The sequence below is a fragment of the Cyanobium gracile UHCC 0281 genome (genome assembly GCF_034931305.1).
Taxonomy (GTDB): Bacteria; Cyanobacteriota; Cyanobacteriia; order PCC-6307; family Cyanobiaceae; genus Cyanobium; species Cyanobium gracile_A.
In genome coordinates this window covers 1-20,304 of sequence record NZ_JAYGHY010000036.1, presented here as the reverse complement: position 1 = coordinate 20,304, position 20,304 = coordinate 1, and the positions used below count along the sequence as shown (strand labels likewise).

Annotated in this window: 21 protein-coding genes; 13 read left to right on the top strand and 8 right to left on the bottom strand. The window is 67.6% G+C overall.

Annotated features, from left to right (window positions below):
* The first annotated feature begins 12 nt into the window (after positions 1 to 12).
* On the top strand, positions 13 to 768 hold the full coding sequence (locus VB739_RS10990; protein WP_323357101.1) for a queuosine precursor transporter: 756 nt from the start codon (positions 13 to 15) through the stop codon (positions 766 to 768).
* Here the strand turns inward: VB739_RS10990 and rpmA are convergent.
* Positions 765 to 1,031, bottom strand: a complete 267-nt coding sequence (gene rpmA, locus VB739_RS10985; protein ID WP_094585604.1) for a 50S ribosomal protein L27 — start codon at positions 1,029 to 1,031, stop codon at positions 765 to 767. The two genes, VB739_RS10990 and rpmA, sit on opposite strands and share 4 nt — an antisense overlap.
* A 54-nt stretch (positions 1,032 to 1,085) precedes the next feature.
* Positions 1,086 to 1,487, bottom strand: a complete 402-nt coding sequence (gene rplU / locus VB739_RS10980; RefSeq protein WP_323357100.1) for a 50S ribosomal protein L21 — start codon at positions 1,485 to 1,487, stop codon at positions 1,086 to 1,088.
* Between the two features lie 150 nt (positions 1,488 to 1,637).
* Here rplU and VB739_RS10975 point away from each other — a divergent pair, with 150 nt between their 5' ends.
* From VB739_RS10975 to kaiC, 3 genes are read left to right on the top strand one after another with little or no spacing between them, the layout of a single operon-like run.
* Positions 1,638 to 2,486, top strand: a complete 849-nt coding sequence (locus tag VB739_RS10975; RefSeq protein WP_323357099.1) for a circadian clock protein KaiA — start codon at positions 1,638 to 1,640, stop codon at positions 2,484 to 2,486.
* 9 nt (positions 2,487 to 2,495) lie between these two features.
* A complete protein-coding gene (gene kaiB, locus VB739_RS10970; RefSeq protein WP_323357098.1) occupies positions 2,496 to 2,858 on the top strand; it encodes a circadian clock protein KaiB in 363 nt (120 codons plus the stop codon).
* A gap of 60 nt (positions 2,859 to 2,918) precedes the next feature.
* Positions 2,919 to 4,463, top strand: coding sequence for a circadian clock protein KaiC (gene kaiC, locus VB739_RS10965; protein ID WP_323357097.1), 1,545 nt, complete (start codon positions 2,919 to 2,921; stop codon positions 4,461 to 4,463).
* 21 nt (positions 4,464 to 4,484) lie between these two features.
* Here the strand turns inward: kaiC and VB739_RS10960 are convergent, their stop codons facing one another.
* The 3 genes from VB739_RS10960 to purD all read right to left on the bottom strand — a co-directional run bounded on the left by VB739_RS10960 (position 4,485) and on the right by purD (position 9,025).
* Positions 4,485 to 5,237 (bottom strand): hypothetical protein, encoded by a 753-nt coding sequence (locus VB739_RS10960; protein ID WP_323357096.1) that lies wholly within the window; start codon positions 5,235 to 5,237, stop codon positions 4,485 to 4,487.
* 378 nt (positions 5,238 to 5,615) lie between these two features.
* Positions 5,616 to 7,670, bottom strand: coding sequence for an ATP-binding protein (locus tag VB739_RS10955; RefSeq protein ID WP_323357095.1), 2,055 nt, complete (start codon positions 7,668 to 7,670; stop codon positions 5,616 to 5,618).
* Entirely contained in the window at positions 7,667 to 9,025 is a 1,359-nt protein-coding gene (purD, locus tag VB739_RS10950; RefSeq protein ID WP_323357094.1) for a phosphoribosylamine--glycine ligase, read from the bottom strand. Before purD ends, VB739_RS10955 begins: the two co-directional genes overlap by 4 nt.
* Positions 9,026 to 9,139: 114 nt before the next feature.
* On the opposite strand from purD, the gene VB739_RS10945 reads away from it, so the two are divergent.
* From VB739_RS10945 to VB739_RS10905, 9 genes are all read left to right on the top strand, one after another.
* Complete coding sequence (locus tag VB739_RS10945; protein ID WP_323357093.1) at positions 9,140 to 10,312, top strand: hypothetical protein; 1,173 nt, start codon at positions 9,140 to 9,142, stop codon at positions 10,310 to 10,312.
* Positions 10,309 to 11,067: a phosphoribosylaminoimidazolesuccinocarboxamide synthase gene (purC, locus tag VB739_RS10940; protein WP_323357092.1), complete on the top strand. Its 759-nt coding sequence runs from the start codon at positions 10,309 to 10,311 to the stop codon at positions 11,065 to 11,067. Before VB739_RS10945 ends, purC begins: the two co-directional genes overlap by 4 nt.
* 43 nt (positions 11,068 to 11,110) lie before the next feature.
* Positions 11,111 to 13,507, top strand: a complete 2,397-nt coding sequence (locus tag VB739_RS10935; RefSeq protein WP_323357091.1) for a BamA/TamA family outer membrane protein — start codon at positions 11,111 to 11,113, stop codon at positions 13,505 to 13,507.
* Positions 13,507 to 14,379, top strand: a complete 873-nt coding sequence (gene lpxC, locus VB739_RS10930; RefSeq protein ID WP_323357090.1) for a UDP-3-O-acyl-N-acetylglucosamine deacetylase — start codon at positions 13,507 to 13,509, stop codon at positions 14,377 to 14,379. The genes VB739_RS10935 and lpxC overlap by 1 nt, the downstream gene beginning before the upstream one ends.
* A gap of 79 nt (positions 14,380 to 14,458) precedes the next feature.
* Positions 14,459 to 14,887, top strand: coding sequence for a 3-hydroxyacyl-ACP dehydratase FabZ (fabZ, locus tag VB739_RS10925; protein ID WP_254944405.1), 429 nt, complete (start codon positions 14,459 to 14,461; stop codon positions 14,885 to 14,887).
* A gap of 19 nt (positions 14,888 to 14,906) precedes the next feature.
* Positions 14,907 to 15,713 carry an acyl-ACP--UDP-N-acetylglucosamine O-acyltransferase gene (lpxA, locus tag VB739_RS10920; protein ID WP_323357089.1) on the top strand — a complete coding sequence of 269 codons (807 nt, stop codon included), beginning with the start codon at positions 14,907 to 14,909 and terminating at the stop codon, positions 15,711 to 15,713.
* Entirely contained in the window at positions 15,713 to 16,891 is a 1,179-nt protein-coding gene (lpxB, locus tag VB739_RS10915) for a lipid-A-disaccharide synthase (protein ID WP_323357088.1), read from the top strand. The genes lpxA and lpxB overlap by 1 nt, the downstream gene beginning before the upstream one ends.
* Before the next feature lie 11 nt (positions 16,892 to 16,902).
* Entirely contained in the window at positions 16,903 to 17,529 is a 627-nt protein-coding gene (gene msrA / locus VB739_RS10910) for a peptide-methionine (S)-S-oxide reductase MsrA (RefSeq protein ID WP_323357087.1), read from the top strand.
* A 99-nt stretch (positions 17,530 to 17,628) separates the two neighbouring features.
* Entirely contained in the window at positions 17,629 to 17,832 is a 204-nt protein-coding gene (locus tag VB739_RS10905) for a hypothetical protein (protein WP_323357086.1), read from the top strand.
* A gap of 9 nt (positions 17,833 to 17,841) precedes the next feature.
* Here the strand turns inward: VB739_RS10905 and VB739_RS10900 are convergent, their stop codons facing one another.
* The 3 genes from VB739_RS10900 to VB739_RS10890 all read right to left on the bottom strand — a co-directional run.
* Positions 17,842 to 18,117: a hypothetical protein gene (locus VB739_RS10900; RefSeq protein WP_323357085.1), complete on the bottom strand. Its 276-nt coding sequence runs from the start codon at positions 18,115 to 18,117 to the stop codon at positions 17,842 to 17,844.
* A gap of 46 nt (positions 18,118 to 18,163) precedes the next feature.
* Complete coding sequence (locus tag VB739_RS10895) at positions 18,164 to 19,666, bottom strand: leucyl aminopeptidase (protein ID WP_323357084.1); 1,503 nt, start codon at positions 19,664 to 19,666, stop codon at positions 18,164 to 18,166.
* Positions 19,667 to 19,714: 48 nt separating this feature from the next.
* A partial coding sequence (locus VB739_RS10890; protein ID WP_416233323.1) for a GIY-YIG nuclease family protein occupies positions 19,715 to 20,304 on the bottom strand: 590 nt, incomplete at its 5' end.

Here is a 20,304-nt window from a genome sequence, read left to right as displayed (position 1 = left end):
GCCCAGACGCCGATGACCCTGCAGGACCGGCGCGAGGTGGCCTTTCTGGTGCTGGCCGGCATCTTCCTGGGGACCATGGGCATGCTGAACATCCTGGGGCTGACCCGGTTCCTGAATCTGGGCAGCATCGGCTCCTTCCCGATCATCGTGGCGATCGGGGCCTTGCCATACCCGGTCACCTTCCTGTGCACCGACCTGATCAGCGAGATCTGGGGTGAGCGACGCGCCTCCCAGGTGGTGTGGGTGGGTCTGATGCTCAACGGCTGGATCGTGCTGGTGCTCTGGCTGGGTGGCATCCTGCCGGGTCTGGACGGGTTCGGTGGGGTGGCCGGCCTGCCCACCGACACCCAGGCCGATGGGGTGCCGGTGTTCTTCGAGGTGCGGCGCCTGGCCTTCGGGGCCGTGGGGGCCTCCATGGCCGCCTACATGGCCGCCCAGTTCACTGACGTGCGCCTGTTCCATTTCTGGAAGCGCTTCAGCAACGGCAAGGCCCTGTGGCTGCGCAACAACGGCTCCACCCTGATCAGCCAGATCGTGGACACCTCGGCGGTGGTGCTGATCAGCCACTACGCCGCCCATGTGCTGCCGATCAGGGCCGGTGAGCCCGTGCTGCCCCAGCTCGGCGTGTTCATCGCCAGCGGCTATGTGTTCAAGCTGGTGGCGGCCCTGGCCGACACCCTGCCCTTCTACCTGCTGGTGGGCTGGCTGAGGAGATACCTGGAGGTGCCGGGGGACGGCACCGAACTGGGCGAGGTTCCCCTGACCTAGGCGGCCACAGCGATGTTGATGCGCTTGCGGTTGCGCAGGCCCCGCTTGATCGATTCGAAGCTGACCACGCCGTCCACCAGGGCGAACAGGGTGTCATCGGAACCGCGACCCACGTTGACGCCGGGGATCACGGAGGTGCCGCGCTGTCGGATCAGGATCGAACCGGCGCTGACGGTTTCACCGCCGTAGCGCTTGACGCCGAGGCGCTTGGAATTGGAGTCGCGGCCGTTACGGGTGGAACCTGTGCCTTTCTTGTGGGCCATGGGGAAAGCGAGAGGGGGAAGGGGGAAATGAGAACGGAACGCTGGGGAACCCGATCAGACGATCGCCTTGCCGCCGACCTTGATGGACTGGACCATCACACGGGTGAGTTCCTGGCGGTGACCGTTCTTGCGGCGGGTCTTCTTCTTGGGACGCATCTTGTAAACGATGATCTTCTGGCCGCGGCGGTGGGCCATCACCTTGAGCTCCACGGTGGCGCCTGCCACGTAGGGCTGGCCCAGGGTGGTGCCGGACGCGTCCTTCACCAGAAGCACGTTCTCCAGGGTGACAGTGCTGTCGACGTCGGCGCTGAGGCGATCAAGGTCGACGTAGCGATCGGTCTGCAGCCAGAACTGCTGACCGGAGGCTTCGACAATGGCGTAGGCAGCGGTGCTGTCCGTCGTGGCGGCTCCTGTCGCGGCATCGCTCGGGAGGTTCTGCTGGGGGGCTTGGGTCATCACGTCAAGGGGCGTGGCCAGGCTGGCGGCAAGGTGCCGCCATTGGGCCTGGGCGCACGGAATCGAAAGACAGAACAAAGATCCTCCCGCCCTGGACCTCCTTCCGTCAAGAATCAGCTCGATCAGGGGAATTCCCCGCCGCAGCGGTCGATGCCCCAACCCGTCCTCAACATCCTCACCCTCATCCAGACCCCTGCATTGGCCGAGGCCTGCGCCCAGTGGCTCAAGGGCGGGCGCTACCAGTTGGTGGCTCTCGACCCCACCACCGACCCCCTCGCCCAGCTGGAGCAGCGCTGTGAGGACGTCGACGGACTCCTGCTCGAGGAGGGTGCCGTGGTGGAAAGCTTCTTCGGGACCATGCACGAACGGGGGCTCGAGCTGCCAGCCGTGCTGATCGGACCCGTCAGCGGCGACGTGTTGTTCCATGGGGCGGAAGTCCGCCTGCCCCCTGACCAGCTGGAACAGCTGAGCTACAGCCTCGATGCGGCCGTCTCCCGGTTCCTGCGCAGCCACACCCCGCCATCCAGCAGCGAAGCACAGGCGGCCACCCCCGACGGCTGGAAGCTGTCGAACCGGTTGAACGGACGCCTCGGATACCTGAGCGTCTATTACAAGCGGGATCCCTCCCGCTTCCTGCGCAACCTGGAGGCCGAGGAGCGCACCGAACTGCTCGACTCCCTACGACGCAGCTACCGCGATCTGCTGATCAGTTACTTCAAAGATCCGGCCACGGCCAACCAGGCGATCGAAAGCTTCGTGAACACAGCCTTCTTCGCCGATCTGCCGATCACCAAAATGGTCGAGATCCACATGAACCTGATTGAAGAGTTCTGGAAACAGCTCATGCTGAAAGGTCAGAAGAACGATTTCCTCCAGGACTACCGCCTGGCCCTCCTTGACGTCATGGCCCACCTCTGCGAAATGTATCGGCGCTCCATTCCTGCGGACGTGCCGATCGTGCCAAGCCCCATGTCCGAAACAACCAGCCCCTCCGCTTAAGCCACTGCCATGACTTTTCGCAAGACTTACATCCTCAAGCTCTACGTGGCAGGCAACACGCCCAATTCCATGCGGGCGCTGAAGACACTCCGTGACATCCTCGAGTCCGAGTTTCGTGGGGTCTACGCCCTCAAGGTGATCGACGTCCTCAAGAATCCTCAACTGGCGGAGGAGGACAAGATCCTGGCCACACCCACCCTGGCGAAGATCCTCCCCCCACCGGTGCGGCGGATCATCGGCGATCTGTCCGACCGGGATCGGGTGCTGATCGGCCTCGATCTCCTCTACGAAGAACTCTCGGACGATGACTTCAGGCTGGACATCGACGCTCTCGAAGCAGGCGGTGAAGCCTCCCCTCCCGAATCCTCCTGAGGCCGTCCTGGCCAGTCCATCCCCGCAGCAACACCAGCCCCTTCCCCTTCCATCCCTTCGATGCCGGATCCCAACGACCACGACCTCAGCGCCAACCGAATGCAGATGCAGAAGCTTCCCACGGGAATCGAAGGCTTTGATGACATCTGCCATGGCGGTCTGCCGATTGGTCGATCGACCCTGATCAGCGGCACCTCAGGAACCGGAAAAACGGTCTTTTCGTTGAATTTCCTCTGCAATGGGATCCGCCAGTTCAACGAGCATGGCATCTTCGTCACCTTCGAGGAATCGCCCCTCGACATCCTTCGCAATGCCTCCAGCTTCGGCTGGAACCTGCAGGAGATGGTGGAGCAGAACAAGCTTTTTGTGCTGGATGCTTCTCCGGATCCCGACGGCCAGGAGGTCTCCGGAAGTTTCGATCTTTCCGGCCTGATCGAACGCATCCACTACGCGATTCGTAAATACAAAGCGAAGCGGGTGGCCATCGACTCCATCACTGCCGTCTTCCAGCAGTACGACGCCATCTCCGTGGTGCGCAGGGAGATCTTCCGGTTGATCGCCCGGCTCAAGGAAATCGGCGTCACCACGGTGATGACCACCGAACGCATCGACGAATACGGGCCCATCGCCCGCTACGGCGTCGAGGAATTCGTCTCCGACAACGTGGTGATCCTGCGCAACGTGCTGGAGGGGGAAAGGCGTCGCCGCACCGTGGAGGTGCTCAAGCTCCGTGGCACCACCCACATGAAGGGGGAGTTTCCCTTCACCATGGGCAGCCACGGCATCAGTGTCTTCCCACTGGGGGCGATGCGCCTCACCCAGCGCTCCTCCAATGTGCGCATCAGTTCCGGTGTGCCCCGGCTCGATGAGATGTGCGGCGGTGGATTCTTCAAGGACTCCGTCATCCTGGCGACCGGTGCCACCGGCACCGGCAAGACCCTGCTGGTCAGCAAGTTCGTCGAGGATGCCTGCCGCAGCAAGGAACGGGCCATCCTGTTTGCCTACGAGGAATCCCGCTCCCAGCTGCTGCGCAACGCCACCAGCTGGGGCATCGATTTTGAGCAGATGGAGCAGGACGGTCTGCTCAAGATCATCTGCGCCTATCCGGAGTCCACCGGCCTGGAGGATCACCTGCAGATCATCAAGACGGAGATCAGCGAGTTCAAGCCGTCCCGGATGGCGATCGATTCCCTCTCCGCCCTTGCCAGGGGCGTCAGCCACAACGCCTTCCGGCAGTTCGTGATCGGCGTGACGGGGTATGCGAAGCAGGAGGAGATTGCAGGCTTCTTCACCAACACCTCCGAGGAGTTCATGGGCAGCCACTCGATCACCGACTCCCACATCTCCACCATCACCGACACCATCCTGCTGCTGCAGTATGTGGAGATTCGCGGCGAAATGGCCCGGGCCCTGAACGTGTTCAAGATGCGCGGTTCCTGGCACGACAAGGGCATCCGGGAGTTCGTGATCACGAGCAAAGGTCCGGAGATCAAGGATTCCTTCGCCAACTTCGAGCGCATCATCAGCGGTGTTCCCCATCGCATCACCACCGACGAAAGGGCCGACCTCGGGCGCATCATGCGCAGCGTGGACGGAGAAAGCTGAACCGAGGCAGCGCCAGCGTGATCAGCTGTTGAGGGCTCGCTGGTTGGAGCGGTGAAAGCGGGCCATCAGCAGGGGGCGGAAAACACGTCGGAAGTGGCGCGTGATCTGCTCGTGGCGCCGATTCAGCACGGGTGGGGCGTTGCTGGCTTCGATCAGGGAGGCCGGAGCACCAATCGCCGCCAGGAAACAGGCCAGCAATCCTTCCCTGCTCACGGCCAGGTCATAGTCGTACAGATGCAGCGGAGAAGCTGAAAGGCTACGCCATTGGCGAACAAAGGCTCCGTAATCGCAGAACTTGTAGCGATACCTGCCGCGGAGCAGAAAAGTCAAAGCCATGCCAGGATATCCATGACGAGGCGGAATACCTGATCGCACCATTTCGCAGTACAACGACTCCGAATAGTCGTCCACACGACGCAAGAACATCAACCAGCTCAGGGTGTGCCCCTCCTCTCGCAGCGATGATTCCAGAACTTTCAAACCTTCTGGCAGGACGACTAAATGACTGAACTCCTCACTGCTGATCACCCCCCTGGGCAGCCGGCAATGCCGCAACTCAGCCAGCAGCTCATCCAGGCCACCATCGCGCTGATTCAATTGCTTGACCCCTATGAGCTGAAATGGCAGATTGTGATGGCCTGGATTAGCTGAATTCGTGCCAGCTATGGGTATGTAGATTCCTGACGCTGCAAGCTCGCCTGCCCGCCGCCTCAGAAAGGCCTGGATGGAAGTGGTTCCTGTCTTATGATCACCGATATGGATGAACAGATGCATCGCCCAGTTTTGTCACCAATGGGCCAATCATACGCACACAACGGATGACCCATCAGCCACGCACGGGACCCAAGTGACGGTGCGTGAATCTGGAGCCGACTGCAGACTTCAGCTCTGGATCATGCCCGGATTGGAGCTCAGAATGAGGGCCATCAGCAACGGTCTTCGCCATCGTGAATAGCGGCGCGTGATGTGCTCTGCCCAATGATGCAAGCGGGGCTGGTCATGGCCGGCTGCGGCAACACGTGCCTCAGGCAAGCCTGAATGGATGTGCTGTGATTCACCTCAATGACGCGATCTCCATCGAGAAGTCTTCCTCTGTTCCATACCCTTATCCTCGGCGGGATGGCCGGCCAAGGGGCACCTGAAGGCCGTGGCTCATCCCACAGGAATCCGCCGTTCCTTGTCCAAGTCGGCCATGGAGGAGGAGCGCTCCACCTGGACCTGCAATTCATCGCCGTCGGCATCCTCCAGCGGCAGGTCGAACCAGAAGGTGGTGCCCACCCCGGGCTCGCTGGCCATGCGGGCCTGGCTGCCGTGTTTCTCGAGAATGCCGCGCACGATGGAGAGTCCCAGCCCGGTGCCAGCCTCGGTGTGGACGGCGTTTTCCACCCGGAAGAACCGCTCGAAGATCCGCGCCTGGTCGGCTTCGGAGATACCGCAGCCGCTGTCGGCGATCTCGACCCGCAGCCGGGGCAGGGGGGAGGTGAGCGCACAGGAGGGGTGGTCGTCCGGGCTGGCGACTGGATCCAGCAGGCAGTGGTCGGGCCAGGGGTAGGCGCGCAGCAGCAGCTGGCCGCCGACCTGGGTGAACTTGAGGGCGTTGCCCACCAGGTTGTCGAACACCTGCAGCAGCAGATCCCAGTTGCCACGGACCCGGGGCAGATGCTGATCGCTGGCAAAGATCAGAGTGACCCCCTTTTCCTCGGCGTTCAGGCGGTAGGTGCGCAGGGTCTGCTCGATGGCCGGGGCGAGGTCCATGGGCTCCAGCTGCCAGACCCGGTCGGATTCCAGCCGTGACAGGTCGAGCACGTCAGTGACCAGTCGTGAGAGCCGGTCGGTCTCGGCGTTGGCGATGCTCAGGAATTCCTTCTGCTCCTCGGGGCTGAGCAGGTCGCCCATGTCGTGGAGCGTCTCCACGTAGCTCTTGATGTTGCACAGGGGAGTGCGCAGCTCGTGGGAGACATTGCTGATGAAGCGGCTCTGGGCCGCATTCAGCTCCACCTCCCGGGTGAGGTCCTGAATGGTCATGGCGATGCCCTTGAGGCTCTCGCCGCTGGCATCCCGCACCGACTGGAGCACGATGCGCAGGGTACGGGCGGGATCACCGAAGCTGCAGCGCACCTCGGTGTTGTCCCGCTCGCTGAGGATCAGGCTCTCCAGCGGATCGTGCAGCTCCATGGCCAGCCGATCAGGCAGTTCGCCGGCCAGCTCGTTGCCCTCCAGGTTCCGGCCTTCCCAGCGGAACAGGCGCCGGGCGGTGGGGTTGGCCAGCACGATCTGCCCTTCAGCGTCGAGCAGCACCGCCCCATCGGCCATGGTGGCGATCAGCGACTGCTGCTTCACCTGGGCGGCGGTGAGCTCCTCGATGTTGGCCGCCTTGTAGACCTCCAGCTGGGAGGCCATGGTGTTGAACCCGTTGAGAAGTTCGCCGAGCTCCCCCCCCACCGGCAGGGCGATGCGGGTCTCGAAGTTGCCACCGGCGATCGAGCGCACCCCCCGCAGCAGCTCCTTCACCGGCTGGGTGATGGTGAGGGCGTTGAACACCGAGCCCAGGATCACCAGCACCCAGATGGAGATGAACACGGCCACGGTCACCTCCCGGGTGAGGGCGGCACTGGCCAGGAGCGTTTCGTTGGGATTGATGCCCAGGGCCACCACCCCCAGATAGCGGCCGTCGCTCACCATCGGCACGAACACATCGGTGACCTGGCCGTCCGGGGTGAGGTGCTGGCGGATCAGGGGGTTGTCGGGGCGGCGCTGGATGTCGGCCGGCAGCTCCAGGCGGCGGCTGAGCACCCGCTCGCCCATGCCGGTGCTGCCCCCCATGGGGATGCCCAGATAGATCACGCCGTCGGAATCGGCGAAAAAGATGTAGCGGAGGCTGCGGCTCGACTGCCAGAAGCGTTCGGCCACCGAGGCCAGTTCGCGATCGTTGCCCTCCGCCACCAAGGGAGTGACGTTGGCCGACAGCAGCAACCCGAGATCGCGGGCAAAGCGGGTGTCGCTCATGCGGGCATCGCGCTGGATGCCATTGAGCGCCAGGAAGGTGATGCCTGTCATCAGCAGGCTCACCACGAGGGTGGCGACCGCCAGCAGTTTCGTCTGCAGGCTGAATTCGGCCCACCAACGCCGCAGGCGCGCCCGCCACAGGTTCAGGGAATCATCTGGTGACGTGCTGGTGCGTGTTTGGCCTGGGTCGCTGAGCGTCATGGCCGCACCGGCGGACGCGTCCGCACCTGGTGGCCGATGTCGCGGCGGAAGACCATGCCCTCAAAACCCACCTGCCCAAGGCCGGCATAAACCCGCTCGAAGGCCGCATCGAAATCCTCGGCCTGGGCCACCACCGCCAGCACCCGCCCGCCCGCCGTGACCACGTGGCCGTCCTCGCCGCGGCGACTGCCGGCGTGAAACAGCTGCAGGTCAGGGTCGTCGGTCAGCTCGCCATGGATCGGATCCCCACGACGCACCTCGCCGGGATAGCCCTCGGCGGCGGCGATCACGCAGGCGCTGCAGCGGGGTTCGATCGTCAGGGGCGGAGCCTCCTCCAGACGGCCGCTGGCACAGGCCAGCAGCACCCTGGCCAGCTCAGGGCCCAGCAGAGGCATCAGGGTCTCGCATTCCGGGTCCCCGAAGCGGCAGTTGAACTCGATCACCCGCAGCCCGTCTTCGGTGAGCATCAGGCCAGCAAAGATCACGCCGCGGTAGTCGATGCCCCTGGCCCGCAGGGCCGCCAGGACCGGCTCCAAAACCAGCTGGCGCACCTGCTCCAGTCCCGCCCCATCCAGCAGAAGGGCCGGGGCATAGGCCCCCATGCCGCCGGTGTTGGGACCGGTGTCCCCCTCGCCGATGCGTTTGTGGTCCTGGGCCGGGGGCAGCAGCACCATGCTGCGGCCGTCGGTGAGGGCGAACACCGACACCTCCGGGCCGTGCAGGCGCTCCTCCAGCACCAGGGAGGGGGCGGCGGCCGGCTCACCAGGGGCGGTGGTCTGGAAGCGGCCGGCGAACACCTCCTCGATGGCCTCGCGGCACTGCTCAAGGCTGTCGGCCACCGTCACGCCCTTGCCGGCCGCCAGCCCATCGGCCTTCACCACCAGGGGGCGGCCATGCCGTTCCAGGGCCTCCAGGGCCTCCTGCCGGGACGTTGCCGCCCAGTAGCCCGCTGTGGGCACGCCGGCTTCGCGCATCAGGTCCTTGGCCCAGCGCTTGCTGGCCTCCAGCAGGGCCCCGTCCGCCCCGGGACCGAAGACCGCCAGCCCCCCAGCCCGCAGCCGGTCCGCCAGACCGGCCGCCAGCGGCGCTTCCGGCCCCACCACCACCAGATCGATGGCGCGCTCGCGGCAGACCGCGGCCAGGGCCTCCTGGTCGGATTCAGCGATCGCCAGCTGGACGCAGCCCGCCAGGGCCGCGGTACCCCCGTTGCCAGGGGCCACCAGCACCTGCTCCACCCCCGGACAGCGCGCCAGGGCCCAGCCCAGGGCGTTCTCGCGGCCACCGCCGCCCACCACCAGGATCCGGGCCGGCACCGGGCCAGCGTCGGCAGCAGCAGGGGGGGCGGGTGAAGCCATGGGCAGAAGAGGGGAGCAGAACGGGGGGTGGATCGGGGAGGAGAGCTCCCCTAGGTTGAGCGCCGGCACAGGTGCTGCACCGGTTGCCCTGACCTGCCTTGCTGCCACTCCCCTTTGCCATTCTCTCCGACCGCCGCCTCGACCGCTGCCCAACCCCGCGGATCCGGTCCGACCACCGGCCAGCCCCTGCGCGGGCAGCGACGGCCATGGGACTGGCGATCGACGCTCCTGAGGGCCTTCGGAGCCCTGGCCCTCCTGGGCCTGTTCACGCCGCTGGGGGCTGCGGCGGCGAACCCCACGACCGCTGCGCCGGCGCTGGCACCAGGCCAGGCACCCCCGGGTCCTGCCGCCGACGGGGCAGCACCCGGGCCCTCCGTGCCGGCAGAGGAGCCTGATGAACCGCCACCCCTCCTCAGTGACAAGGCGTTCGCCGATCTGTTGCGCAACGGAGACCTGGAGCAGCTCGACGCGGCCTGTCGCCAGAGCGCTGAAGCCGATCTGGGCGAGCGCCTGAGGCAGCTGCAGCAGCGGCTGCTGACGCTCCACCCGGCCCCCCAGCCCCTGGAGGTGGTGCTGGCCAACGCCGACGTGCTGCTCAGCTGCCGGGCCCCCAGCGAGGCCATGGACGTGCTCAACCGCTTCGGACCGGCCGCCGGAGCCGAGCGGGTGCAGTGGTTGCAGCTGCAGTGGCGCGCTGCTTCGGCGGGACTGGACCACCGCCGGGCCGCCCTGGCCCTGGAGCGGCTGCGGCAGGAGAGCGGGACGTCCCTCGATGCCATCGCCCTGCCGCTGCAGCGCCGGGAGGATGGCACCGTGATCAGTCGCTCCGCCCTGGAGTTGCTGGCCCTGCATCTGGAATCACGGGGCTTTCCCCGGGTCGGCGGTGAACTGCTGGTGCGGGCCCGCCAGGGCGGCCTGGCGGGAGCCCTGCGGCTGCAGCAGGCGGTGGGGCTGCTGGAGGAACTGCCGGCGCCGGAGCGGGAGGCCCTGCTGGAGGCGGCCCTCGACCAGGCGGCCGCGGCGGGGGCCTGGGGTCTGGTCGCGGAACTGCTGGACACCCAGGCCGCCCTGCCCTCCGGGCGGGCCGTGGAGCGCCGCCTGCGGCTCAGCGGCCGCATCGACGACGCCTACGGGGAATGGCGCTGGCGGCGCGAGGATCCGGCTTCGGCCCCGCGCACCCGCCAGCTGGAGATCCAGCTGCGCTCCCCCCGCGAGCCCGGCGGCCATGCCGCCGATCTTCCGGTACCGGCAACGGACCCGGCCCCGACCACGACACCCGCCCCATGACCCACACCCCTGGCACCGGCCCCCTCCTTTACGAAGGCAAGGCGAAGCGGGTCTACGCCACCGACCAGGACGACCTGGTAGCCGTGGAATACAAGGACGACGCCACAGCCTTCAATGCCCTCAAGAAGGCCCAGCTGCTCGGCAAGGGGGCCCTCAACTGCCGCATCTCCGCCCTGCTGTTCGAGCACCTGGAGCGGCTGGGCGTGCCCACCCACTACCTGGGCCTGCAGGGGGATCACTGGATGATGGTGCGGCCGGTGCGGGTGGTGCCGGTGGAAGTGGTGGTGCGCAACGTGGCCGCCGGTTCCCTCTGCCGCCAGATGCCGATTGCGGCGGGCACCCGCCTGGATCCGCCGCTTCTCGATCTGTACTACAAGGACGATTCCCTGGGCGATCCCCTGCTCAGCGAAGCGCGGCTGGAGCGGCTCGCGCTGGTGACGCCCGCCCAGATGGAGTCGATCAGGGACCTGGCCTTCCGCGTCAACGGCGCCCTGCGCCAGCTGTTTGCCCAGGTGGGTCTCGAACTGGTGGATTTCAAGATCGAACTGGGGTTCACCAGCACCGGTGAACTGGTGGTGGCGGACGAGATCAGCCCCGACACCTGCCGCCTCTGGAACCGGGCGGTGAGCGATGCCCAGGAGCGAATTCTCGACAAGGACCGTTTCCGCCAGGACCTGGGCGGTGTTGTCGAGGCCTACGGGGAGGTCCTCAAACGGGTCCAAGGGGTCTGTCCCGAACCGCGGGTCTACGGGTAAGGTCAGCGGAATTTGCGGCCTGGCCGCTCTGCAGACGACATCCATGATTGGCGTTCGCCTCGGCAGGCCCCACACCCTTCGAAGCGTCACGCCCCGGGCGGCGACCGCCTCCCTGCCACTGCTCGTGGCCCTGCTGTTGGCCGGCGGCCAGGCCGGGGCGGCCGAGAATCTCCCCACCAAGGGCGAGGGGCAGCCCTCGGTGCCCTCGTTGGCCCAGGCCGACGCCGATCCTTTTGCCGCCCCAGCCGATGTCGCCCCGGCCCCCGCCGGCACCCCAGCGGCACCTGGCCCCGAAGCCACACCGGCCAGCCCAGCCGTTCCGGCCACCCCAACCCCTGGCGCCCCCGCCGCCAGCGACGACAGGCCCGGCAAACCCTCCCTGGGTCCAGCCCCCTCGCCTGCGGCCACGGCCGAGCCGAGAGTCCTGATCAGCGAGGTGGTGATCGAAGGCCTGGCGGACCATCCCGAGCGGGAACGCCTGGAGCTGGCCGCCTACGCCGCCATGGCGGTGACCCCCGGCAACGCCATCACCCGCAGCGAACTGGAAACGGACCTGCAGGCCATCTACGCCACGGGCTGGTTCTCGGACGTCCGGATCCAGCCCCAGGACGGCCCCCTTGGGGTGAGGCTGGTGGTCTCGGTGGTGCCCAATCCGGTGCTCACCAAAGTGAGCCTCGATCCCGCCGACGCCAAGCTGCCCGACACGGTGCTGCAGGACACCTTCGCCGGTGATTACGGCAAGACCCTCAACCTGGTCACCCTGCAGGGCCGCATGCAGGAACTGCAGAAGTGGTATGCCGACCAGGGCTTCTCCCTGGCCCGTGTCACCGGCCCCTCCCGCGTCGGCCCGGATGGCGACGTGCAGCTGCTGGTGCGCCAGGGCACGGTCAAGGGTGTGGAGGTGCAGTTCCTCAACAAGGAGGGATCGGCCACCAACGACAAGGGCCAGCCGATCAAGGGCAAGACCAAGGAATGGGTCATCACCAGGGAGATTTCCATCAAGAACGGAGAGGTCTTCAACCGCCGCAATCTGGAGGACGACCTCAAGCGTCTGTACGGCACCGGCCTGTTCAGCGATGTCAAGGTGACCCTGCGTCCCGAACCGGAGGATCCCGGCTCGGTGGTGATCGTGCTGGGAGTGGTCGAGCAGTCGACCGGTTCGCTCTCCGGTGGTCTGGGCTACAGCCAGAGCCAGGGGGTCTTCGGCCAGATCCAGGTGCAGGACAGCAACCTGTTCGGCCGCGCCTGGGATCTCTCCACCAGCTTCACCTACGGCCAGTTCGGCGGCCTGGCCGACATCTCCTTCAGCGACCCCTGGATCAAGGGGGACAAGTACCGCACCGCCTTCCGCCTCAAGGCCTTCATCAGCCGCGACGCCCCCCAGGTGTTCCAGAGCCAGAACAACGGCAACATCTTCACCGTCTCCGACTTTTACCAGGCCCCTGGCACCCAGGTCGCCTACAACATTTTCTCGCCGTTCAACCCCCTCCTGGATGTCTTCCCGTCGGTGACGGCGGCCCGCATCGCCGCCGAGACCAGCGGTCAGAACCTCAGCTGGTTCCAGTTCGACGGCAACAGCGTCCTGATCCAGCGCGTCGGCGCCAACGTTCAGTTCGTGCGGCCCCTCAACGGCGGCAACCCTTTCAAGCGGGCCCCCTGGACCGTTCTGCTTGGTCTGACCGGCCAGGTGGCCACGCCGATGGACTTCTCCGGCACCTCCCGCCGCTTCGGTCTGGCCACCCCGAATGAATCCACTGCCCTGTTCACCGCTCCCACCAACTCGATCATCTGTCTGGCCTACAACTGCGCCGCCCGCAACCAGTTGCTGGGCCTGCGGCTGGCGGCGACGATGAGCACCCTCAACGATCCCCGCAACCCCACCCAGGGCAACTTCCTCAGCCTCGGCACCGAACAGTTCTTCTCAGTGGGTCCCGATTCCCCCACCTTTAACCGGCTGCGGGGCAGCTTCACCCACTACATCCCGGTGCGCTGGCTGAAGTTCTACAAAGGCTGCCGGCCCAAGGCCGGTGAAACCGAGGACTGCAAACAGGCTCTGGCCTTCCAGGTGTCCGCCGGCACGGTGATCGGCGATCTGCCGCCCTATGAGGCCTTCTGCCTGGGCGGCGGCAACTCAGTGCGGGGTTACTTCGACTGCGATCTCGGCGTGGGCCGCAGCTTCGGTGAGGCCACGATCGAATACCGGTTCCCCCTGTTCAGCGTCGTCAGCGGCGAGCTGTTCATCGATGGCGGCACCACCTTCGGCAGCCAGACGAAAGTGCCGGGCAACCTGGGTGGGCTGCTCAACAAGCCGGGCTCGGGCTTCTCGATCGGCACCGGCCTGATCGTCACCACCCCCGTCGGCCCGCTGCGCCTGGAGGTGGCCAGCCAGGACTTCACCGGCGAGTGGCGCTTCAACCTCGGCGTGGGCTGGAAGTTCTAGTGACCAGCTGGCCCAGCGACTACCGCCAGGCCTGGACCCTCAGCGCCTCTGTCGAGCGCACCGGGGTCGGCCTGCACAGCGGAGCCGTTTCGCGGGTCCGCCTCGGCCCTTCGGAGCGTCCTGGCTACTGGCTGGGCTGGCTGGACGCCCCGCAACGCCCCCTGGAGCGGCTGGGGCCCGACCAGGTGAGCGACACCCGCCTCTGCACCTGCCTGCAGCTCGGCGATCGGCGCCTGGCCACGGTGGAGCACCTGCTGGCGGCCCTCGCCGGCACCGGCGTCAGCCAGGCGGAGCTGTTGGTGGACGGGGAGGAGATCCCCCTTCTGGACGGCTCGGGGCTTCCCTGGGTCGAAGCGATCGGCGAGGCGGGGATCAGCTGCCGGGGGGAGCGCCTTGAGCCCCCCTTGCCGGCCCTGCCCCTCACCCTCCAGCAGGGTCAGAGCTTTGTGGTGGCCCTACCGGCCGACCGGCTGCGCCTGGCGGCGGCCATCGACTTTCCCCAGGCGGCCATCGGCCGCCAGCTCTACGCCTTGGATCTCACCCCCGAGCGCTTCGTTGCGGAGATCGCCCCGGCCCGCACCTTCGGCTTCCGGGAGCAGGTGGAGCAGTTGCTGGCCGCGGGCCTGATCCGCGGCGGTGCCCTCGACAATGCCCTGGTCTGTGACGGCGACGGCTGGGTCAATCCGCCGCTGCGCTTCGGCGACGAACCGGTGCGCCATAAGCTGCTGGACCTGCTGGGAGATCTGGCGTTGGTGGGCCTGCCCAGGGCCCACGTCTTCGCCTACCGCGGTTCCCATGGCCTGCACACCGCCATGGCCGCGGCCCTTGCGGCCCAGGCGTCCCGCCTGCCCGTGCCCGTACCGACCCACTGATTCCTTGACCGTTCTTCCTTCCGCCGCTCCTGAGGCCGCCACGGCGGCCTGCCCCGACGCCGATGCGGCACGGGCCGTGGTGCTCAGCAGCGAACAGATCCTCAACCTGCTCCCCCATCGCTATCCCTTCGCCCTGGTGGATCGGGTGGTGGAGTACGTCCCCGGCAAGCGGGCGGTGGCGCTCAAGAACGTCACCTTCAACGAACCGCAGTTCCAGGGCCATTTCCCCGGCCGACCGCTGATGCCCGGCGTGCTGATCGTCGAGGCCATGGCCCAGGTGGGAGGCCTGATCGTCACCCAGATGCCCGATCTGCCCAAGGGCCTGTTCGTCTTCGCGGGCATCGACGGTGTGCGCTTCCGCCGGCCCGTGGTGCCCGGCGACCAGCTCCTGATCACCTGCGAATTGCTCAGCCTCAAGCGCAAACGCTTCGGCAAGGTGCACGCCACCGCCACGGTCGATGGCGAGCGGGTCTGCTCGGGCGAGCTGATGTTCTCGCTCGTGGACTGACGCGATGTCGAGTACTGCCATGACGACATCCGTGCATCCCACGGCCCTGGTCGATCCCCGGGCCCGGCTGGCCCCAGGAGTGGAGATCGGCCCCTATTCGGTCATCGGTCCGGAGGTGGAGATCGGCGAGGGCAGTCGCATCGGTCCCCATGTCGTGATCGACGGACGGGTGCGGATGGGCAAGGGCAACCGGATCTTCCCGGGGGCCTGCATCGGCCTCGAGCCCCAGGACCTCAAGTACGGCGGCGCCCCCACCGAAGTGGTGATGGGGGACGAGAACACGATCCGCGAGTGCGTCACCATCAACCGCGCCACCGCCGAAGGGGAGAGCACCGTCCTGGGCAACGGCAACCTGCTGATGGCCTACAGCCACATCGGCCACAACTGCCAGCTCTCTGACCGGATCGTGATCGCCAACGGTGTGGCGGTGGCGGGCCACGTGGTGATCGGGGACCGGGCCGTGATCGGTGGCGTTCTCGGCATCCACCAGTTCGTCCACATCGGCAGCCTGGCGATGGTGGGCGGCATGAGCCGCATCGACCGCGACGTGCCCCCGTTCATGACGGTGGAGGGCCATCCCGGCCGCCTCCGGGGCCTGAACCGCGTCGGGCTGCGGCGCAGCGGCGTGGCCCAGCTCGATGATGGCGCCCAGTTCCGCCAGCTGCAGGATCTCTGGACCCTCATCTACCGCAGCGATCTGGTGCTGGCGGCCGCCCTGCGGCAGGCACGGGAGCGTCCCCTGCTGGCCGCAGCCGATGAACTGTGCGCCTTTCTGGAGGCCTCGGTGGGGCCGGGCCGGCGCGGACCGCTGCCGGCCCAGCGCTGATGGTGCGACTCCTGGTCAGCACCGGAGAGGTCTCCGGTGATCTGCAGGGTTCCCTGCTGGTCAAGGCCCTGCACGAAGAGGCGGCCCGCCGTTGCCTGCCCCTTGAGGTGGTGGCCCTCGGGGGCAGTCGGATGGAGCGGGCCGGCGCCCAGCTCCTGGCGGACACCACCAAGCTCGGGGCCATCGGCCTGTGGGAACCGATCCCCCTGGTGATTCCCACCCTCAAGCTGCAGGCCCGGGTGCGCCGCTGGCTGCGGCTGCACCCTCCGGATGCGGTGGTGCTGATCGATTACATGGGGGCGAATGTGAACCTGGGTCTGCGCCTGCGGCGGCTCTACCCCGATGTGCCCATCACGTACTACATCGCCCCCCAGGAATGGGCCTTCAGCCTCGGCGACGGCGGCACCACCCGGCTGATCGGCTTCACCGATCGGATCCTGGCGATCTTCCCGGAGGAGGCCAGCTTCTACGCCGAACGGGGCGCCCAGGTCACCTGGGTGGGCCATCCCCTGATCGACACCCTGCAGCAGCGACCCTCGCGCCAGGAGGCCCGCCAGCAACTGGGCCTGCCCCAGGAGGCACCGGTGTTGCTGATGCTGCCCGCCTCGCGGCGGCAGGAGCTGCGCTACGTGCTGCCGCCCATGGCCGAGGCGGTGGCCAAGCTGCAGCGGCAGCGGCCCGATCTGCAGGTGCTGCTGCCGGCTGGATTGCCCGGGTTCGAGGCGGTCCTTACCGGGACCATGCAGGGGGCCGGCGCCACCGCGGTGCGGGTGATTCCGGCCGGTGAGGCCGATGCCCTGCGGCCCCTGCTCTGTGCTGCGGCCGATGCCGCCCTGACCAAGTCCGGCACCGCCAACCTGGAACTGGCCCTGCGGGGGGTGCCCCAGGTGACCGGCTATCGGGTGAGCCGGCCCACGGCGTTCCTCGCCAAACATGTGATCCACTTCAATGTGGCGCACATTTCTCCGGTGAACCTGGTGCTCGGTGAACGGCTCGTGCCGGAACTGCTGCAGGACGACTTCACCCCGGACGCCATCCTGGCGGCCCTGCTGCCCCTGTTCGATCCCGCCACCGGGGCTCGGGAGCGGGTGCAGGAGGGCTACGTTCGGCTACGTCAGAAGCTGGGGGAGCCGGGCGTCACCCGCCGGGCAGCGACGGCGATCCTCGAACCGTTCTAGGGACACACGCCATGCGACTGATCGCGCTGCTGCTGGGGCTGCTGCTCGCCCTGGGGGCGCCGGTGGCTCCCGCCCTGGCAGCCACGGAGGAGGCCGTTCTGGCGGGAGGTTGTTTCTGGTGCCTGGAGCACGATCTGGAGGAGCTCCCCGGCGTCCTGAACGTGGAGAGCGGCTACAGCGGTGGCAAAAGCGCCAACCCCACCTACAAACAGGTCTCGGCTGGGGGAAGTGGCCATCAGGAGGTGGTGCGGGTGCGCTTCGACAACACCGAAATCCGCTACGAGACCCTGCTGCGGGCCTACTGGCGCAACATCGACCCCCTCGACGGCGGCGGTCAGTTCTGCGACCGCGGCGATTCCTACCGGCCGGTGATCTTCACCACCAGCGCCAACCAGGCCGTGGAGGCCCGCAACAGCCTGGTCGCGGCAGCCCGGGAGCTGGGCAAGCCGGCGGCCGCACTCAAGGTGGCGATCCGGCCCCTGGCCAAGTTCTGGCCGGCGGAGGGGTACCACCAGAACTACGCCAAGCGCAATGGCGTCCGGTACAACTACTACCGCTGGTCCTGTGGGCGCGACCGGCGCCTGGACACGGTCTGGGGTCAGCGGGCCCGCAGCCGTCAGCGCTGGCAGGGCAGCTGAGCCGAATCCGGCCAAAAAGATGCAGACACGGTGCTTTTCCACCCTGTCGCGACCCCGAAGAATGCCCTAGCGTTTGGCACACGACGGGAGGGCCTCTGTATGTATCTGCTGACCATCCGTGACGGTCTGCAGACGCGCCACATCGGGCCCTATGCGAGCCCCAGGCAGGCGTCCGACGACCTCGACAAGCTGCAGGCCAGCTGTGGTGAGAAGGCCACCTGGCAGATCCATCGCCTGGAATCTCCCGCCGAGCTGCACATCCCCCTGCCCGGCAGGGGGGACACCGAGCCGGTGGCGGTCTGAGTCTGAGCCTCAGACCCGGGGCGGGGTGCGGGGGTAGCCACGCAACAGGCCGCTCTCGATCATCAGACCCACACCCGCATTGATCAGGATCAGCCCCAGGGCGCCGTACCAGACCCAGGGACCGGCCTCCGGCAACGTCTGCCCCTGATCAGCTGAAGCCGCCAGGGCCGACCAGGTCTGGATACCCTTACGAATCACCCCCTCCCCGAACAGGCAGAGGCCGGCAGGGAGCAGGAGCACACCGAGCTGGGCCTTCACGTACCAGCGGATCTTGTGAACGGCCATGGAGCGATGTGTTGTCTGGTCTGGAAGCAAACCTAGGCCTCAACCTTCAGCTGGCGGCACCGGCCACCAGCCAGGCCACCAGCGTGCGTACCCCAAAGCCGGTGGCCCCGGCCGGATCCTCCCCGCGGGCTTTGTCGCTCCAGACGGTCCCGGCAATGTCGAGGTGGGCCCAGGGCAGCCCCCGGGTCACGAAGTCCTGCAGGAAGAGGGCGGCGGTGATGGAGCCCCCCGGCCGCGGACCGGTGTTCTTCAGGTCGGCGATGTGGCTCTTGAGCCCCTTTTTGTAGGAGGAGCGCAGGGGCATGCGCCAGAAGGACTCACCGCCGGCGTTGCCGGCAGTGAGCAGGGCCTCGGCCAGGCCGTCACTGGGGGACCAGAGCCCGGCGATCTCCTCGCCGAGGGCGATCACGCAGGCCCCGGTGAGGGTGGCCAGATCGACGATGGCATCCGGTTCCAGGCCGCAGGCATAGACGAGGGCATCGGCCAGGGTGAGCCGCCCCTCCGCATCGGTGTTGTTGATCTCGATGGTCTTGCCGTTGGAGGCGGTGAGCACATCACCCGGGTGGATGGCGCCGCCGCTGATCATGTTTTCGCAGCTGGCCACGATCACGTGCACCTCCAGGCCGGCGGGCCGGATTTCGGCGATGGCGCGGGCGGCCCCGAGCACGGCGGCGCTGCCGCCCATGTCGTACTTCATCATCTCGATCTGGGAGCCGGCCGTCTTGAGGTTGTAGCCGCCGGAATCAAAGGTGAGCCCCTTGCCCACCAGCACCACACGCCGCGTCACCTCGCCGGCGGGCCGGTAGGTGAGATGGATGAACTTGGGGGGCAGGTCTGAGCCCTGGGCCACCCCCAGGTAGGCCCCCATGCCCAGGGCCTCGCAGTCGTCCCGCTCCAGCACCTTGAGCTCGAGGCCGAAGGCGTCGGCGATGGCGGCGGCCTCATCGGCCAGGGACTGGGGGGTCGCCTTGTTGGGCGGTGCCGCCACCAGCCGCCGGGCCAGTTCCACACCGCTGCAGGTGGCCGCCACATGGGCCAGGCCCGCCTCGGCCCCTGGCGCAACGCCGAGCAGGCTCACCAGGGAGGGAAGGGACGGGGGTTCGGTCTCGCTTTTGAAGCGCTGGTCGGCATAGAGCCCGAGCCGCACCGCTTCGGCCATGGCGGCGGCGGCCACCGCCGGCTCCAGCCCCTCCACCGGAAGCCAGAGACCGAGCTCCACGGCACCGGCGGCGGCGGCACTGCGGGCCGCTTCGGCACTGGTCTTGCGCAGGGCCTCGAGGCCGAAGTCGGCCGGATCCCCCAGGCCCACCAGGATCAGGCTGGCCGGGGAGCCACCCGGCCGCTCCAGGGTGATGGTCTGGCCGGGCTTGGCCTCGAAGCGGCGGCGCTGCAGCAAGGCTTCAAAGCCCTCGCCCACCAGCTCTTCGGCCAGGGCCCGACCGCTGCCCGCGGCGGGGGCGAACAGGCCCACCACCAGGGTGTCACCCGCCCAGGTCTCCTTGAGAGCACCAGTGACGGCAGGGGTGACGGCAAGACAGCGAAACTCCATGGACCCAGCGCAGGCGACCCGTGATCGTAGCCAGCCTGGCCCTGCCCCTCAGGCGGGGTCGGCCGTGAACGGCGTGGCCCAACGCTCCCGGGTCTCCTTGTTGAACGGGGGCAGCCAGCGCCGGATCAGGGCCTGCTCCAGGGCCCGGCGCGGGGAGACCGCCGCCGGCACGTCGCTCCAGAAGCGGATGCTCGGCCGCGCCTGGAGCCCCACCCGGGCCAGCGCCTCGCCATAGGCGGCCAGGTACCCCTTGCAGTCGTGGTCTCCCTTCCAACGCTGGTCGGCCCGCCCCGTCTCGCCGACGTAGAGCAGTAACGGCACAGGCAGCTGGGGCGGACGGTCCATCACCAGGTAGAGGGCCGCCCCGCGCTGGGGCAGCCGGGGCCAGCGCCAGAAGGAGAGGCTCTGGGGACTGAGGCGGAGGGGATCGAAGCGGCGCGCCACCGCGGCGGGATCGCCAGGGTCGGCCGCCATCGGGAAGAGCTGCCCCTGCAGCAGGGGGGCGGCCCCGCCGGCCGTGGCTTCGGCATAGAGCGGCCCCTGGTGCTCGGCCAGCCGGCCCTGCCAGGTGAGCAACTGCTCCCGCAGCAGGGGGAGCTCCGGGAACGGCGAGGCACCGGCCGCCCCTGCCTCAGCGG